At 71.8% G+C, this 15,499-nt stretch carries 15 protein-coding genes; 5 read left to right on the plus strand and 10 right to left on the minus strand.

Going from position 1 to position 15,499, the window contains the following annotated elements; all coding sequences use genetic code 11:
* Positions 1-8: 8 nt before the first annotated feature.
* Together ABXJ52_RS28540 and ABXJ52_RS28545 are read left to right on the plus strand one after the other, a co-directional pair.
* A complete protein-coding gene (locus tag ABXJ52_RS28540) occupies positions 9-836 on the plus strand; it encodes an enoyl-CoA hydratase family protein (protein WP_367045660.1) in 828 nt (275 codons plus the stop codon).
* Positions 837-838: 2 nt separating this feature from the next.
* Entirely contained in the window at positions 839-3,637 is a 2,799-nt protein-coding gene (locus tag ABXJ52_RS28545) for a bifunctional salicylyl-CoA 5-hydroxylase/oxidoreductase (RefSeq protein ID WP_367045662.1), read from the plus strand.
* On the opposite strand, the gene ABXJ52_RS28550 is transcribed toward ABXJ52_RS28545, so the two are convergent.
* The 10 genes from ABXJ52_RS28550 to ABXJ52_RS28595 all read right to left on the minus strand — a co-directional run bounded on the left by ABXJ52_RS28550 (position 3,621) and on the right by ABXJ52_RS28595 (position 12,859).
* The gene (locus ABXJ52_RS28550) at positions 3,621-4,310 is read right to left on the minus strand and encodes an ABC transporter permease subunit (RefSeq protein WP_367045664.1); all 690 of its coding nucleotides are present in this window, start codon (positions 4,308-4,310) and stop codon (positions 3,621-3,623) included. The genes ABXJ52_RS28545 and ABXJ52_RS28550 overlap by 17 nt on opposite strands.
* Positions 4,307-5,032 (minus strand): ABC transporter ATP-binding protein, encoded by a 726-nt coding sequence (locus ABXJ52_RS28555; RefSeq protein WP_367045666.1) that lies wholly within the window; start codon positions 5,030-5,032, stop codon positions 4,307-4,309. Before ABXJ52_RS28555 ends, ABXJ52_RS28550 begins: the two co-directional genes overlap by 4 nt.
* Positions 5,029-6,279 carry a GTP-binding protein gene (locus ABXJ52_RS28560; protein ID WP_367045668.1) on the minus strand — a complete coding sequence of 417 codons (1,251 nt, stop codon included), beginning with the start codon at positions 6,277-6,279 and terminating at the stop codon, positions 5,029-5,031. Before ABXJ52_RS28560 ends, ABXJ52_RS28555 begins: the two co-directional genes overlap by 4 nt.
* A gap of 14 nt (positions 6,280-6,293) precedes the next feature.
* A complete protein-coding gene (gene cysD, locus ABXJ52_RS28565) occupies positions 6,294-7,196 on the minus strand; it encodes a sulfate adenylyltransferase subunit CysD (protein WP_367045670.1) in 903 nt (300 codons plus the stop codon).
* On the minus strand, positions 7,193-7,741 hold the full coding sequence (gene cysC, locus ABXJ52_RS28570) for an adenylyl-sulfate kinase (RefSeq protein WP_367045671.1): 549 nt from the start codon (positions 7,739-7,741) through the stop codon (positions 7,193-7,195). The genes cysD and cysC overlap by 4 nt, the downstream gene beginning before the upstream one ends.
* Positions 7,738-8,988 (minus strand): glycosyltransferase family 4 protein, encoded by a 1,251-nt coding sequence (locus tag ABXJ52_RS28575; RefSeq protein ID WP_367045672.1) that lies wholly within the window; start codon positions 8,986-8,988, stop codon positions 7,738-7,740. The genes cysC and ABXJ52_RS28575 overlap by 4 nt, the downstream gene beginning before the upstream one ends.
* On the minus strand, positions 8,985-9,392 hold the full coding sequence (locus tag ABXJ52_RS28580; protein ID WP_367045674.1) for a hypothetical protein: 408 nt from the start codon (positions 9,390-9,392) through the stop codon (positions 8,985-8,987). Before ABXJ52_RS28580 ends, ABXJ52_RS28575 begins: the two co-directional genes overlap by 4 nt.
* Positions 9,389-10,315: a sulfotransferase gene (locus ABXJ52_RS28585; protein ID WP_367045675.1), complete on the minus strand. Its 927-nt coding sequence runs from the start codon at positions 10,313-10,315 to the stop codon at positions 9,389-9,391. Before ABXJ52_RS28585 ends, ABXJ52_RS28580 begins: the two co-directional genes overlap by 4 nt.
* Before the next feature lie 80 nt (positions 10,316-10,395).
* A complete protein-coding gene (locus tag ABXJ52_RS28590) occupies positions 10,396-11,214 on the minus strand; it encodes a PaaX family transcriptional regulator C-terminal domain-containing protein (protein WP_367045676.1) in 819 nt (272 codons plus the stop codon).
* A 4-nt stretch (positions 11,215-11,218) separates the two neighbouring features.
* Positions 11,219-12,859 (minus strand): AMP-binding protein, encoded by a 1,641-nt coding sequence (locus ABXJ52_RS28595; protein ID WP_367045678.1) that lies wholly within the window; start codon positions 12,857-12,859, stop codon positions 11,219-11,221.
* 103 nt (positions 12,860-12,962) lie between these two features.
* Between ABXJ52_RS28595 and ABXJ52_RS28600 the strand changes: the two genes are divergently transcribed.
* The 3 genes from ABXJ52_RS28600 to ABXJ52_RS28610 are packed head-to-tail and all read left to right on the plus strand — an operon-like array spanning position 12,963 to position 15,490.
* Positions 12,963-14,213 carry an acyl-CoA dehydrogenase family protein gene (locus ABXJ52_RS28600; protein WP_367045680.1) on the plus strand — a complete coding sequence of 417 codons (1,251 nt, stop codon included), beginning with the start codon at positions 12,963-12,965 and terminating at the stop codon, positions 14,211-14,213.
* Complete coding sequence (locus ABXJ52_RS28605; protein WP_367045682.1) at positions 14,210-14,608, plus strand: RidA family protein; 399 nt, start codon at positions 14,210-14,212, stop codon at positions 14,606-14,608. Before ABXJ52_RS28600 ends, ABXJ52_RS28605 begins: the two co-directional genes overlap by 4 nt.
* Before the next feature lie 45 nt (positions 14,609-14,653).
* The gene (locus ABXJ52_RS28610; protein ID WP_367045684.1) at positions 14,654-15,490 is read left to right on the plus strand and encodes an alpha/beta hydrolase; all 837 of its coding nucleotides are present in this window, start codon (positions 14,654-14,656) and stop codon (positions 15,488-15,490) included.
* Positions 15,491-15,499: the final 9 nt, after the last annotated feature.

The following is a 15,499-nucleotide window of genomic DNA, read 5'->3' on the forward strand; positions in this document are numbered from 1 at the left end:
ACGTCGTCATGAGTCCCTTCACCGGCTCCGCCCCCCGCACCCCCGACTGGCAGCACCTGCGCTTCGAGGTGGACGACGGGGTCGCCACGGTCACCCTCGCCCGCCCGGACAAACTGAACGCCCTCACCTTCGGCGCCTACGCCGACCTGCGCGATCTCCTGGCCGAGCTGTCCCGCGACAAGTCCGTACGCGCCCTGGTGCTCGGCGGAGAGGGGCGCGGCTTCTGCTCGGGCGGTGACGTCGACGAGATCATCGGCGCGACCCTCGGCATGGACACCGCCCAGCTGCTCGACTTCAACCGCATGACGGGCCAGGTCGTACGGGCCATCCGCGAGTGCCCCTTCCCGGTGATCACCGCCGTGCACGGGGTGGCCGCCGGCGCGGGAGCCGTGCTCGCCCTCGCCTCGGACTTCCGGGTGGCGGACCCCTCGGCGCGGTTCTCCTTCCTCTTCACGCGGGTCGGCCTTTCGGGTGGCGACATGGGGGCGGCGTATCTCCTGCCTCGCGTCGTCGGGCTCGGCCACGCCACCCGCATCCTGATGCTGGGCGACCCGGTGCGTGCCCCGGAGGCCGAACGGATCGGCCTGATCAGCGAGTTGACGGACGAGGGCAAGGCCCCCGAGGCCGCACAGGCCCTGGCCCGCCGCCTCGCCGAAGGCCCCGCGCTCGCGTACGCGCAGACCAAGGCGCTGCTGACCTCCGAACTGGACATGCCGCTCGCCGCGGCCGTGGAACTGGACGCGGCGACGCAGGCCCTCCTGATGACGGGCGAGGACTACAAGGAATTCCACACGGCGTTCACGGAGAAGCGCCCGCCCAAGTGGCAGGGGCGCTGACGATGAGTGAGCCGCGAGGAAGCGAGCTGCCGGCGCCGGGCGAGGGGCCGCCGCCTGGCGAGCGGCCTGCGGCCGGCGGGCGGCCCGTGTCCGGCGAGGCACCCGCGCCCGGCGAATCGCCCTTGTCCGGCGAGCGGCCTGTGCCCGGTGAGCGGCCTGCGGCCGACGGGCGGCCCGTGTCCGGCGAGGCACCCGCGCCCGGCGAATCGCCCCTGTCCGGCGAACCGCCCGCGTCCGGCGAATCGCCCGTGCCCGGTGAGCGGCCTGCGGCCGACGGGCGGCCCGTGTCCGTCGAAGCACCCGTGCCCGGCGGGCGGCCCGCGTCCGTCGAAGCACCCGTGCCCGGCGGGCGGCCCGTGCCCGGCGAACCACCCGTGCCCGTCGAGCCGCCCGCGCCCGGTGAGGCGACCGTCCCCGCAGCCGGGTCCGCGGCCGCCGCCCGGTCCGCGCGCGGTCGGCCGGGTAGCTTCGCCGAGGTAGTCGGGGCCGCCCGGAGGCCCACGCCCCCCACGCCGCCCGCGGCGCACCGTATCGCTGTCATCGGCGGTGGTCCCGGTGGGCTCTACGCCGCTGCCCTGCTCAAGCGGCTCGACCCGGAGCGTGAGATCACCGTCTGGGAGCGCAACGCCCCGGACGACACCTTCGGCTTCGGCGTCGTCCTCTCGGATGAGACGCTCGGCGGCATCGAGCACGCCGACCCCGTCGTCTATGCCGCGCTCCAGGTGGAGTTCGTGCGCTGGGACGACATCGACATCGTGCACCGGGGGACCCGCCACACCTCGGGCGGGCACGGCTTCGCGGCGCTCGGGCGGCGCAGGCTGCTCGGCATCCTGCATGAGCGGTGCCGGGAGCTCGGCGTCGACCTGCGCTTCCGTGCCGAGGCGCCGCCCGCCGCCGAGCTGGCCACCGCGTACGACCTGGTGATCGCGGCGGACGGCGTGCACAGCCTCACACGCGAGGCGCACGCCGAGGCCTTCGGGCCGAGCATCGAGACGCACCGCTGCCGTTACATCTGGCTCGCCGCCGACTTCGCCTTCGAGGCCTTCCGCTTCGAGATCGCCGAGACCGAGCACGGCGTGATGCAGCTGCACGGCTATCCGTTCTCCACGGCGGACGGCGGCGAGTCCACCGTCATCGTCGAGATGCGCGAAGAGGTGTGGGAGGCAGCCGGGTTCGCGGAACTCGACGAGCGTGACGCGACCGAGCGCTGCGCCAAGATCTTCGCCGACGCCCTCGGCGGCAGGACCCTGCGCGGCAACAAGTCCTCCTGGATCAACTTCCGCACGGTCGTCAACAAGCGCTGGTCGCACGGCAATACGGTGCTGCTCGGCGACGCCGCCCACACCGCCCACTTCTCCATCGGCTCCGGCACCAAGCTCGCCGTCGAGGACGCCCTCGCGCTCGCCGCCTGCCTTCAGGAGCAGCCCGGCATCCCCGAGGCGCTCGCCGCGTACGAGACGGAGCGCCGTCCTGTCGTCGAGTCCACGCAGCGTGCGGCCCGCGCGAGCCTGGAGTGGTTCGAGCGGCTCCCGGACCATCTCGGCCAGCCGCCGCGCCAGTTCGCGTTCAACCTCCTCACCCGCAGCCGCCGCGTCACCCACGACAACCTCCGCCTGCGCGACGCCCACTTCACCGAGTCCGTCGAGCGAGAATTCGGCTGCCCGGACGGTACGCCGCCGATGTTCACGCCCTTCCGCCTGCGCGACCTCACCCTGCGCAACCGCGTGGTCGTGTCCCCCATGGACATGTACTCCGCGGTGGACGGCGTCCCCGGCGACTTCCACCTCGTCCACCTGGGCGCACGGGCGCTCGGCGGCGCCGGTCTGGTCATGACCGAGATGGTGTGCGTCAGCGAGCGCGGCCGCATCACGCCGGGCTGCGCCGGGCTCTACACCGACCAACAGGCCGGCGCCTGGCGCCGGATCACCGACTTCGTGCACGCGCAGGCGCCGGGCACCGCGATCGGCCTCCAGCTGGGCCACTCGGGCCGCAAGGGCTCGACGAAGCTGATGTGGGAGGGCATCGACGAGCCCCTCGACGAGGGAAACTGGCCGCTGGTCGCCCCCTCGCCCCTCCCGTACAAGGCGAACAGCCAACGCCCGCACGAGCTGGACCGGGCCGGGCTCACCGAGATCCGCGAGCAGTTCACCGACGCGGCCCGGCGGGCCGAGCGCGGCGGCTTCGACCTCCTCGAACTGCACTGCGCACACGGCTATCTGCTCTCCGGTTTCCTCTCGCCGCTGACCAACCACAGGACGGACGAGTACGGCGGCTCCCTGGAGAACCGGCTCCGCTTTCCCCTCGAAGTATTCGACGCGATACGGGAGTTGTGGCCCGACGGCAAACCCATGACCGTCCGCATCTCCGCCACCGACTGGGCCGACGGCGGTACCACCGCGGACGACGCCGTCGAGATCGCCCGCGCCTTCGCCGCGCACGGTGCCGACGCGATCGACGTCTCCACCGGTCAGGTCGTCTCCGACGAGCGCCCCGCGTACGGCCGCTCCTACCAGACCCCGTTCGCCGACCGCATCCGCAACGAAACCGGTGTCCCCGTCCTCACCGTCGGCGCCATCTCCTCCTGGGATGACGTCAACTCGCTGATCCTGGCTGGCCGTACGGACCTGTGCGCGCTGGCCCGCCCGCACCTGTACGACCCGAACTGGACGCTGCACGCCGCAGCCGAGCAGGGGTACGCGGGCCCTGGCGTCGCCTGGCCCCAGCAGTACCGCGCGGGCAGCCGCCGCCCGCAGACGGGACGCACGGACGCACCCAAGCCTCGCCTCAGGCTGGGGAGTTGACCAACCCGCGAGCGGCGAGGACGCGTCGCTCCACCGGCGTGAACAACAGCCACTCCACCGCCACGCCGATGGCGAGGATGACCGCGACGGCGGCGAGCACCAGGGCCAGATCGTCCTGCTGCTTGCCCGCGTCGAGAAGGCGGCCGACGCCGGGCAGCGGCACGGACGTGATGAGTTCGGCGGTCATCAGCGCACGCCAGCCGAAGGTCCAGCCCTGCCGGACGGCGGCCACGAACCCGGGCAGCGCGGCGGGCACCCGTACATGCAGGATCTGGTGGAGCCCGCCCGAGCCCAGCGACCAGCCGGCGCGGGCGAGCAGGGGCGGCACCTGGTCGAGCGAGGCCGCGACACCCACGGCGATCGAAGGCACCGCGCCGAGCAGCACCACGGCGTACACGGCCCACTCGCTCTCGCCGAGCAAAACGACCGCCACCGGCACCAGCGCCGCCGCGGGCAGTGACTGCACCGCCGAGAGGGCCGGCCGCACGACTCTGCGCAGGAGTGCGCTGAGGGGAAGCAGGACACCGAGAGGCACGCCGATCGCCACCGACGCTCCGAATCCGTACAGACAGCGCAGCAGGCTGTGGCCGATCGCAGGAAGCAGCGTGCCGTCGGACCAGAGCCCGCCGAGAGCCCGCAAGGAGTCCGCGAGTGCCTGTAGGAAAGCCATCATTCACCGATCTCCTCGCGCAGCCGTGCCGTGATGTCACGGGCGAGCGCCGAAACGTCCGCGTCCTCGGACCTGCGCGGATAGGGGATGTCGACGTCCCAGACGTGCGCGACACGTCCGGGCCGTGCCGCCATCAGGACGATCCGCTGCCCGAGCCGCACCGCCTCGCGCACGTTGTGCGTGACGAACAGGACGGCCGGCTTGCGCTCGCTCCACACCCCGGTCAGCTCGTCATGTAGCAGATCGCGGGTGATCGCGTCGAGAGCGGCGAACGGCTCGTCCATCAGGAGCACTTCGCTGCCCTGGGCGAGCGCCCGCGCGAGGGCGACGCGCTGGCGCATACCGCCGGACAGCTCGTGGACGCGACGCCTGTAAGCTTCCGGAAGCCGTACGAGACGCAGCAACTCCGCTGCCTCCTCACGACGTTGCCCCTTGGCAACCCCCCGGCGCTCCAGAGCGAACTCGATGTTCCCGCCCGCCGTGAGCCACGGGAACAGGGCATGCTCCTGGAACATCAGGGCGGGCCGCCCACCGGGTACGTGGACGGAACCTGACGACGGGGCGTCGAGCCCCGCGACGAGGTTCAGCAAGGTCGACTTACCGCAGCCGGACGCACCCAGAACGCACACGAACTCGCCGGGTGCCACGCCGAGGTGGACGTCCCGCAGGATGGTGTTCCCTTCGACACTCCAGGAGGCGCCGCAGACAGTGATCGCGTTCGTCATGCGGCCCGTGCGGGTTCGGTGGTCTGCGCCATGCCCGCGGTGAGGGTCGCCCCGTCGACCGGGTCGATGAGCAGGAAGGCGCCGGTGCGGCGCACGTCGGCGTAGTCGTCGAGCACGAGGGGATCGGCGGTGCGCAGGGTGACGCGCCCCAGGTCGTTGGCGGCGAGTTCGGACACGCCGTCGCCGAGCTCCCGGACGATGGCACGGACCGTACGGGTCGTATGCCTGACCAGCACGGACTGCCCGACCCGCAGCGGCCGTTCGGCGAGGTGGCAGGCGCGGCCCGACAGGTACCGGGTGACGGCGGGCGACTGCGCGCCCGTGCTGATCAAATCCCCGCGTGCCACGTCGAGGTGATCGGCCAGCCGCAGGGTGAGCGACGAGCCCGCCTGCGCCGTGGTGACCTCCGTCCCCAGCACGTCAAGGGCGGTGATCACCGACGTACGCCCCGAGGGGTGCACGACGACGGGATCGCCGACTCGAAGCGCACCGGAGACCAACTGACCTGCGTAATAACGGCATTCGCCGTGCCGGATGACGTACTGAACGGGAAACCGTGGTGGCGCTTCGGTGAGATCGGCGCCGACGGGGACGGTCTCCAGGTGTTCGAGCAGCGAAGGGCCCTCGTACCACCCCATGGCGGGGGAGCGGGTGACGACATTGTCGCCCCGCAGGGCGGAGACCGGAATCGCGGTGAAGCAGGGAAGCCCGAGCCCGGCGGCGCAAGCCGCGAAATCCTCCACGATCTCGGTGAAGCGATGCTCGTCGTAGCCGCACAGGTCCATCTTGTTGACGGCGAGCACGAGGTGCGGGACGCGCAGGAGCGCGGCGACGGCAGCGTGCCTGCGGGTCTGTTCGATGACGCCGTTGCGGGCGTCGATGAGGACGACGGCGAGGTCGGCGGTGGAGGTGCCGGTGACCATGTTGCGGGTGTACTGCACGTGTCCCGGGGTGTCGGCCAGGATGAACCGTCGCCGGGGCGTCGCGAAGTAGCGGTACGCGACGTCGATGGTGATGCCCTGCTCGCGCTCGGCGCGCAGGCCGTCGGTGAGCAGCGCCAGGTCGGGGACGTCACCCGAAGAAGCCCGGGTGACGGCTTCGAGCTGGTCGGCAAGGACGGACTTGGAGTCGTGAAGCAGCCGCCCCACCAGGGTGGACTTGCCGTCGTCGACAGAGCCCGCGGTGGCCAGACGGAGAGTGTCGGTGGTGCTGGTGCTGGTGCTGGGAGTGGTCGTGGTTGTGGGCATGGGCCTGGTCATGGTTAGAAATACCCCTCGCGCTTGCGGTCTTCCATCGCGGCCTCGGACATCTTGTCGTCGGCTCTCGTCGCGCCTCGCTCCGTCAGGCGGGACGCCGCGATCTCGGAGATGACCGAATCCAGGGTCATCGCCTCCGAGTCGACGGCTCCGGTGCAGGACATGTCGCCGACGGTGCGGTAGCGCACGAGCCGCTTCTCGACCGTCTCGCACTCCGTGGGGCTGCCCCAGTCGCCCGGCGTCAGCCACATACCGTGCCGTCGGAACACCTCGCGGCGGTGTGCGAAGTAGATCTGCGGCAGCTCGATGCCCTCGCGGGCGATGTACTGCCACACGTCCAGCTCGGTCCAGTTGGACAGGGGGAAGACACGGACGTGCTCGCCGGCGGCGTGGCGGCCGTTGTAGAGCTGCCACAGCTCGGGGCGCTGGCGGCGCGGGTCCCACTGCGAGAACTCGTCCCGCAGCGAGAACACCCGCTCCTTGGCGCGGGCCTTCTCCTCGTCACGGCGTCCGCCGCCGAAGACCGCGTCGAACTTCTCGCTCTGGATCTTCTCGGTGAGCGGCACGGTCTGGAGCGGGTTTCGCGTCCCGTCCGGGCGCTCGCGCAGCTTGCCCGCGTCGATGTAGTCCTGCACGGAGGCGACGTGCAGCCGCAGGCCGTGCTCGGCGACGACGCGGTCGCGGTATTCGAGGACCTCGGGGAAGTTGTGCCCGGTGTCGACGTGAAGGAGGGAGAAGGGGATCGCCGCGGGGGCGAACGCCTTCAGCGCCAGGTGCAGCATGACGATCGAGTCCTTGCCGCCGGAGAAGAGGATCACCGGCCGCTCGAACTCGCCCGCCACCTCGCGGAAGATGTGCACCGCCTCGGACTCAAGGGCGTCCAGATGCGAGAGAGTCACGCCCCTCATACGAGCCCCCTCCCCGCGAGAACCGCGTACACCGCGGACGCCGACTCCTCCGGAGTCTGATGCTGCGTCGCCAGGGTGACATCGGGGTCGACCGGCGCCTCGTAGGGATCGTCGACGCCGGTGAGTCCCTTCAGCGCGCCTGCCGCGTGGCGGGCGTACAGACCCTTGACGTCGCGCTCGCCGCACACCTCGACCGGTGTGGCCACATGCACCTCGAGGTACGTCGTGCCGCTCGCCTCATGCCGCTTGCGCACCGCGTCCCTGCTGTCCGCGTAGGGCGCGATCACCGGAGCGACGACCAACACCCCGTTCCGGGCCAGAACTTCGGCCACCAGGCCGATCCGATGCACATTGGTGTCGCGGTCCGCGCGGCTGAAGCCGAGCCCCGCCGAGAGGAAGCGCCGTATCTCGTCGCCGTCGAGCACCTCCACCCGATGCCCCTCCGTCCGCAGCCGTCCCGCGAGTCCGCGCGCGATGGTCGTCTTGCCCGCGCTCGGCAGTCCGGTGAGCCAGATCGTGGCGCCCGGCGTCCGTGCCGTGGTCATCCGTCAGAGTCCTTTCGTGGCGCGATGCGCCTGTCTTTCCCGTGCCCGTGCCCGTGCCCCTGCTCGTGCCGCTCCGAGAGTTCACCGAAGAGCGCCTCCCACCGCGGGTGCACCGCGTCAGGGCCGTACGCCGACGCTGCCAGCAGTGCCGCGGTCCCCATCTCCGAGCGCAGCTCCTGATCTCCCATGAGCCGGCCCAGCGCGTCGGCGAGCGCGTCGGGGTCCTCAGGGGGCACGAGCAGTCCGTCCACGCCGTGGGTGAGCACGTCCGCGGGGCCGGTCGGGCAGTCGAAGCTCACCACCGGCAGCGCGTGGCTCATCGCCTCGATCATCACCATCGGCAGTCCCTCGAAGCGCGAACTCAGCACGTAGATCGACGCTTTGGCGAGCTCGTCGTCCAGACGGTCCGTGTGTCCCATCAGGAAGACGTGGTTGTACAGGTGGTGTTCCTCGATCAGCGCCCGTAGCTCCGCCTTCTTCTCGCCGCTGCCGTAGACCCTCAACTGCCAGTCGGGGAAGGTCTCGACGAGCTTCGCCCAGGCGGGGACGAGCAGGTCGAACCCCTTCTGCGGGAAGAGCCGGCCGGCCGCGAGCACGATCTTCGTGTGGTGGTCGGAGGGCACCTGGTCCAAGGAGTGGACAGCGTTCGGGATGCGTTCGATCCGGGTGCCGGGCAGCAGGTGGGCGTACTCCGCGCGGTCGCGCTCCGTCAGGACGGCCACCGCGTCGAAGCGGGGATAGGTCTCCAGGATGCGCTGACGCACGTCAGAGCGGTGCGTGCCGTGGTTCATGTGCTCCTGCGCGACCCGGACGACCCCTCCCGTGGCGTGCTCGGCGGAGAGGAAGTTCAGGCCGGGTCGTGTCGTCACCAGGATGCCGTCGCCGGCGCGGAGGGAGCGCAGATAGCAGATGATCGCGTCCTCGACGTACCGGCTGAAGTAGCGGTAGCCGAACTCGCCGCTCGGTATCTCCCGTGCAGGCGACTTCAGTTGGTGCGCTCTGCGCCGGTCGCGCAGCCGGGCGGCGAGGCCGCGCGGGGGTTCCTCGTACGGGCTCTCGCGCAGGTCGGCGAGTGTGGAGACGGTCACCCGGGCGTCGAGCGGGAACTGCACCGCGTCCCGGCGGCGGATCGCGCTCACCACCTCGACGTCGTGCCCGGCGGCCACCAGGGAGTTGGCCTGGTTCATGACGGTACGGACGGTGCCGCCACGGCCGTACGCGTGCAGGAGCAGATAGCGGATCCTCATGCCCGGCACTCCAACGACAGATTGTCCTCGACGGTGAAGTACGGCCGGACCAGAACGGCGCCCGAGTGCTGCGCCGGATAGACCATGATCTGCTTCTTGCCGCGTATGTCGTCGAGCCGCCGCCCGGCCCGCAGCCGTGTCTCCCCGTCGCTGAGATGCAGGTCCCAGCGGCCGGCGCCCTCGGCGTCGTGGCCGGCGAGATCCGCGACCGGCAGCTCGCAGTCGAAGCGCTCGTCGTCCGACACCCGCGCCGGGTACGCCAGTTGCTGCCCGCTGTGTCCCCTATGGACGAGAAGCAGCCGCCACTGGGGGGAGGCCGCCGCGCCGTGCAGCCTTCCCACCACCCGGATCATGCCGTCGCGCGGCCACACCTGCTCGATCTCCGCGTGCGGCTTCGGCTTCACGTCCGGTCACCGCCGTAGCCCCACGCCTCACACATCGGCCGCAGGACGGCAGGGATCTCGTCACCGGACGGCAGGGGCCGTCCCGCCTGGACGGTGCCGGTGCGGATCTTCTCGCGCCAGTCGCCGAGACCCTTGTGGACCTGGGTCTCGTCCCGCTTGCCGTACTCCAGCATCGACGGCTCGAAGCGGACGCCGAGGAAGGTGCACAGGGCGCGCAGCCTCTCCTCGGGGGCTTCGGTCAGCTCCTCGTAGCGCAGGGTGTGACCTCCCGTGAGTCCCTTGCGGGCGTTGTCCACGGCCTTCATGTAGCGCAGGGCGTCGGCCGCCGCCTCCTCGAAGGTCCGCTTCTCGGGGTCGGCCTCGTGCCAGGAGCGGGCGATGGACACCGGGTGGCGGAGCAGGAACACGAAGCGCGCGTCGGGCCAGCAGTCCTTGATGCGCCGGTAGGCGAACGCGTTGCTCGGTGTCTTCTCGACCATGAAGTCCTTGCCGGACCGCACCAGTTCACGGTGCAGGACGCGGTCCCAGAGGAGGTGCTCCAAGTCGCCGCGGCCCAGGTCGAGGGCGTTCATGGCGCGCTCGGAGAGCTTGCTGCCGTATCCGACCTCCAGCCTGCGGATGTGCAACTCGTGCGGCGAGTGCAGCTGGGAGTGGGAGCTGAGCAGCATCCGCAGCAGGGTCGAGCCGGAGCGTACCGGCGACATGATGAAGACGGGACGGCGCAGCAGCCGGTCGGTGGCGAGGTCGTCGGGACATCGGTAGGCGGGCGCGGCTCTGGGCGCCGTGACAGGGGCCGTGCCGGTGGCCGTGGGCTTCGGAGTGGACTTCGGCCTTGGCTTGGGCGGTGTGGTGGCAGGGGCTCTGCGCACCTGGAGGCCGGTGGTGGCGGTGAGCGCCCGGTTCAGACTGCGCTTCAGACTCATGCGTCCGGACGCTAGGCGCGCAATCTGAGAGGAGGGCCTGAGGATGCTGAGCGTTCCCTTAGGGCGCCCTCAAGGAGCCCTCAAGGACCCTCGGCTGTCACAAACCCCGCCCCCGCGTCCCGCAGCCGTCCGTCGAGTGCCGTGAACACCTCGGCGGACCGGTCCCCGGGCCACCCCTCCGGCAGGAGCTCACCCGGCAGCCCGGGGTCGGCGTACGGCAGTCGGCGCCAGGAGTCCAGGGCGAGGAGATAGTCGCGGTACGCCTCTTCCGGCGGGGTGTCCGGCCGTCGCTGCCAGGCCCTGAGTACCGGCTCGTGGCGGTCGAGGAACGCCTCGTGCTCCTTGGCGATGGAGGACAGGTCCCACCAGCGGGCCACCGCGTCCGCCGTCGCCGCGAAACCCAGGTGCTCGCCCCGGAACAGGTCGACGTACGAGTCGAGTTGGAGGCGCTCCAGGGTGTGCCGGGTCTCCTCGTACAGGTGCGCGGGGGCGATCCACACCCCCGGGGCGGCCGTCCCGAAGCCGAGTCCGGCCAGGCGTGAGCGCAGCACGTGCCGCTTCTGCCGCTCCGACTCCGGCACGGAGAAGACAGCGAGGACCCAGCCGCCGCCCTGCCGCGCGGCCGGGGGGGAGGCGTAGATACGCCGGTCGCCGTCCTCCAGGAGCTGGCGCGCGTCCGGCGACAGGGCGTACCCCGCCGCGCCCGCGGCCGTCCGTGCGGGGACGAGGAGGCCGCGCCGCTTGAGCCGGGACACCGACGAGCGCACGGAGGGGGCGTCCACGCCGACCGGGGCGAGGAGCCTGACGAGCTCGGCGACGGGCACCGGGCCGGGGGCCGCGCGCCCGTAGGCGCCGTAGAAGGTGACGATCAGGGACCGTGGAGTGTGCTGCTCGGACACGTGATCACTCTACGGGGCCCGGCTCCCGCAGCCGGAACCGTTGCAGCTTGCCTGTCGCGGTGCGCGGCAGCGCGTCCAGATAGACGATCTCGCGCGGGCACTTGTACGGCACCAGCTCGCCCTTCACGAACTCGCGCAGCCGGTCGGGGTCGCGTCGCGTGCCCTCGCGCTGGACCACGTACGCGACGACCGTCTGCCCGCGCAGCTCGTCCGGGCGCCCCACGACGGCCGTCTCCAGGACGTCGGGGTGGCGCATGAGCGCCTCCTCGACCTCCGGGCCCGCGATGTTGTACCCGGCCGAGATGATCATGTCGTCCGCGCGGGCCACGTAGGTGAAATAGCCGTCGGCGTCACGTACGTAGGTGTCGCCGGTGACGTTCCAGCCGTGGCGCACGTACTGGAGCTGCCGCTCGTCGCCCAAGTACCGGCAGCCGACGGGGCCGCGCACGGCGAGCAGACCGGGCTCGCCGTCCGGCACCGGCGCCCCCGAGTCGTCGACCACGCGCGCGTGCCACCCCGGCACGGGCCGGCCCGTGGTGCCGGGCCTGATCTCCTCGTCGGCGGCGGAGATGAAGATGTGGAGCAGCTCCGTCGCCCCGATGCCGTTGATGATGCGGTGCCCGGTGCGCTCGTGCCAGGCCTGCCAGGTGGCCGCGGGCAGGTTCTCGCCCGCGGAGACGCACCGCCGCAGCGAGGAGACCCCGGGCGCACCCGGCTTGCCCAGCTCGTCGAGCATCGCGCGGTACGCGGTCGGCGCGGTGAAGAGCACCGTCACGCCGTGCTCGGCGATCGCGGGCAACAGCTGCTTCGGGCCCGCCTGTTCGAGCAGGAGCGAGGAGGCGCCGACCCGCAGCGGGAAGATGACGAGCCCGCCGAGCCCGAAGGTGAAACCGAGCGGAGGGCTGCCCGCGAACACGTCGTCGGGCCCCGGCTTCAGGACGTGGCGGCCGAAGGTGTCGGCGATGGCGAGCACGTCACGGTGAAAGTGCATGCACCCCTTGGGGCGGCCCGTGGTGCCGGACGTGAAGGCGATGAGGGCGACGTCGTCGGCGGAGGTGGCGACGGGTTCGTAGACGTCGGGCTGCCGGGCGGCGCGCGCAAGGAGGTCGTCGTCCGCGTCCCCGCCGAAGGTGGTGACGGCGAGCCCGGGAATCCCGGCCTTGATCAGGTCGTCCACGGCGCGGGCGTCGCACAGCGCGTGGCGGACCTCGGCGATCTCGCAGATCGCGGTCAGCTCGTTCGGGCGCTGCTGGGCCAGGACGGTGACCGCGACGGCGCCCGCCTTCATCACCGCGAGCCAGCAGGCCGCGAGCCAGGGGGTGGTGGGGCCGCGCAGCAGGACGCGCTGACCGGGCCGTACGTCCAGTTCGCGGGTCAGGACGTGCGCGACGCGATCGACGTGCCGCTGAAGCTCGCCGTACGTCCACACCTCGCCGGAGCCCGTACGGAACGCGGGCCGGTCGCCGCCGAGCCGCTCCACCGTGCGGTCGAGGAGCTCGGCGCCGCAGTTGAGGCGATCGGCGTAGTGCAGTTCGGGCCGGTCGCGGACGAACGCGGGCCACTGCTCCGGCGGCGGGAGATGATCCCGGGCGAAGGTGTCCACGTGAGCCGATGGGTGGAGTCGCAGTGCACTCTTGGCGTCCACAGCGGGTCGCCCCCTTGCCGTTCGGGCTTGTGGTGAGCTCGCGCAACGAGCGTATCGTGTTGGTGACGGCAGTCAACGGTGCGCGATAGAGGAGGGGCCCGGCATGACGGCATTCTCGCTCAATCCGGAACAAACCGCCTGGTGTGCGGAGCTGCGCACCCTCGCCGACGAGCGGCTGCGCCCGCTGGCGGAGAAGGGTGAGCCGGGGCGCGTGAACCGGCCGCTGCTGGAGGCGCTGGGGGAACTGGGGCTGCTCGAAGTGCTTTTCGCGGGGGAGGCCCCCGGCGCCGGGCCCGCATCCCGCGCCCCGCACGCCACCTCCCGCACCCCGCACGCCACATCCGGAGCCCTAGGTCTCTGCCTCCTGCGCGAGTCCCTCGCCTACGCCTGTACGGAGGCCGAGACCGCCCTGGCCCTGCAAGGCCTCGGCGCACACCCGGTCGCCGCCCACGGCTCCGCGCGCCAGCGCGAACAGTGGCTCGCGCCCGCCCGCGCGGGGCGCGCCGTCGCCGCCTTCGCGCTCTCCGAGCCCGGGGCGGGCTCGGACGCCGCCGCGCTGGCCCTGAGCGCCGCGCCGGACGGCGCGTCCACCTGGCGGCTCACCGGCGAGAAGTGCTGGATCTCGAACGCGCCCGAAGCCGACTTCTACACCGTCTTCGCCCGTACGACCCCCGGCGCCGGCGCCCGCGGTGTCACCGCGTTCCTCGTGCCCGCCGACCGGGCGGGCCTCACCGGCACCCCGCTGGACATGCTCTCCCCGCACCCGATCGGCTCCCTCGCCTTCGACGGCGTGACGGTCACCGGCGAGGACGTACTCGGCGAACCCGACCGCGGCTTCCGCGTCGCCATGACCACCCTCAACCGTTTCCGCCCCAGCGTCGGCGCCTTCGCGGTCGGCATGGCGGCGGCGGCCCTCGACGCGACACTCGCGCACACCGCGGGGCGGGACGCGTTCGGCGGCAAGCTGAAGGACCTCCAGGCGGTGGCCCACCAGGTCGCGGAGATGGCCACCCGGACCGAGGCGGCCCGCCTCATGGTGCACGCGGCGGCAGCGGCGTACGACCGCGGCGAGCCGGACATCGCCCGGCGCGCCGCCATGGCGAAGCTCCTGGCCACGGAGACGGCGCAGTACGTCGTGGACGCCGCGGTCCAACTGCACGGCGCGCGCGCCCTGCAACGGGGGCACCTCCTGGAACACCTGTACCGCGAGGTGCGGGCACCGCGCATCTACGAAGGAGCGAGCGAGGTGCAACGCACCATCATCGCCAAGGAGTTGTACGCGACCCGGTCAGCCGACCAGTCCGCCGAGCAGTCCACCCCTCAGTCCGCCACCCGTGAGGAGCCCTCCGTATGAGCGTCGAGCGCGTCAACCCCACCGAACTCTCCCCGGCCACCGGCTTCTCGCACGCCGTCACCGCGACCGGCGGCCGCCTCGTCTTCCTCGCGGGGCAGACCGCGCTCGACACCGAAGGCAAAGTCACCGGCACCACCCTCCCCGAGCAGTTCGAGCAGGCACTGACCAACCTCCTCACGGCCCTGCGCCACGCGGGAGGTGCCCCCGCCGACCTCGCCCGCGTCACTGTCTACGCCACGGACGTGGCCGACTACCGCGAGCAGGCGGGCCAACTCGGCCGCATCTGGCGGAAGTTGGCGGGCCGCGACTACCCCGCCATGGCGGTGATCGGCGCGGTCCGCCTCTGGGACGAGGAGTGCCTGGTGGAACTGGACGGGGTGGCGGTCCTCGACTGAGCCGCATAGCGTCGGGGCCACCATCGGCGAGGAAACGGGGAGGCCATGGCACGGATCGAGCTCACGGCGGGACCGATCGAGTACGAGGACACCGGAGGGGCGGGCACCCCGCTCGTCCTGCTGCACGGCCTCGTCCAGGACGGCAGCGTATGGCGTCATGTCGTCGAGGAATTGCGGGACCAGTTCCGCTGCCTGGTGCCGACCCTCCCGTACGGCAGCCATCGCGTCCCGCTGAAGCCGGGCGCCGAGCTGACGCCGCTGACCATGGCGCGGCTGATCGGCGAGTTCGCCGACGTGCTGGAACTCGGCGACGACGCGGTGTTCGTCGAGAACGACGCCGGGCGGCTCCAGCAGCTGGCGGCCGAGCGCCCCGACCGCGTCGGCCGGATGGTCATCGCGGGCTGCGAGGCCTTCGACAACTACCCGCCGGGCGCGGGCGGCAAGATGCTGGACACCGCCGCGCGCGTCCCGGGCGGTATCGCGTTCCTGGTTCGCGTCCTGTCCGTACGCGCCCTGCGCCGCGTCCCGGGCACGGGATACGCCCTCATGGCCCACCGCCCGGTCCCTCATGACCTGACGGACCGCTGGATCGCACCCCTGCGCACCGACCCCGTGGCCCGTCAGATCCTGATCCACTATCTGCGCTCGGCACGCAGGACGGAGATGCTGGAGGCGGCCGAGGCCCTACGCACGTACGACAGGCCGGCCCTGGTCGTCTGGGGCAAGCAGGACAGGATGCTGCCGCCGGAACACGGCCGCAGATTCGCCGAGTTGCTCCCCAAGAGCCGTCTGGTGGAACTGGACGACTGCCGCACTCTGATCCCGCTGGATCGCCCCGACGGCCTGGCGGCGGCGATCCGGGAGTTCGTGGCGGCAACGTGAACCGGCGCC

Source organism: Streptomyces sp. Je 1-332 (assembly GCF_040730185.1).
Lineage (GTDB): Bacteria > Actinomycetota > Actinomycetes > Streptomycetales > Streptomycetaceae > Streptomyces.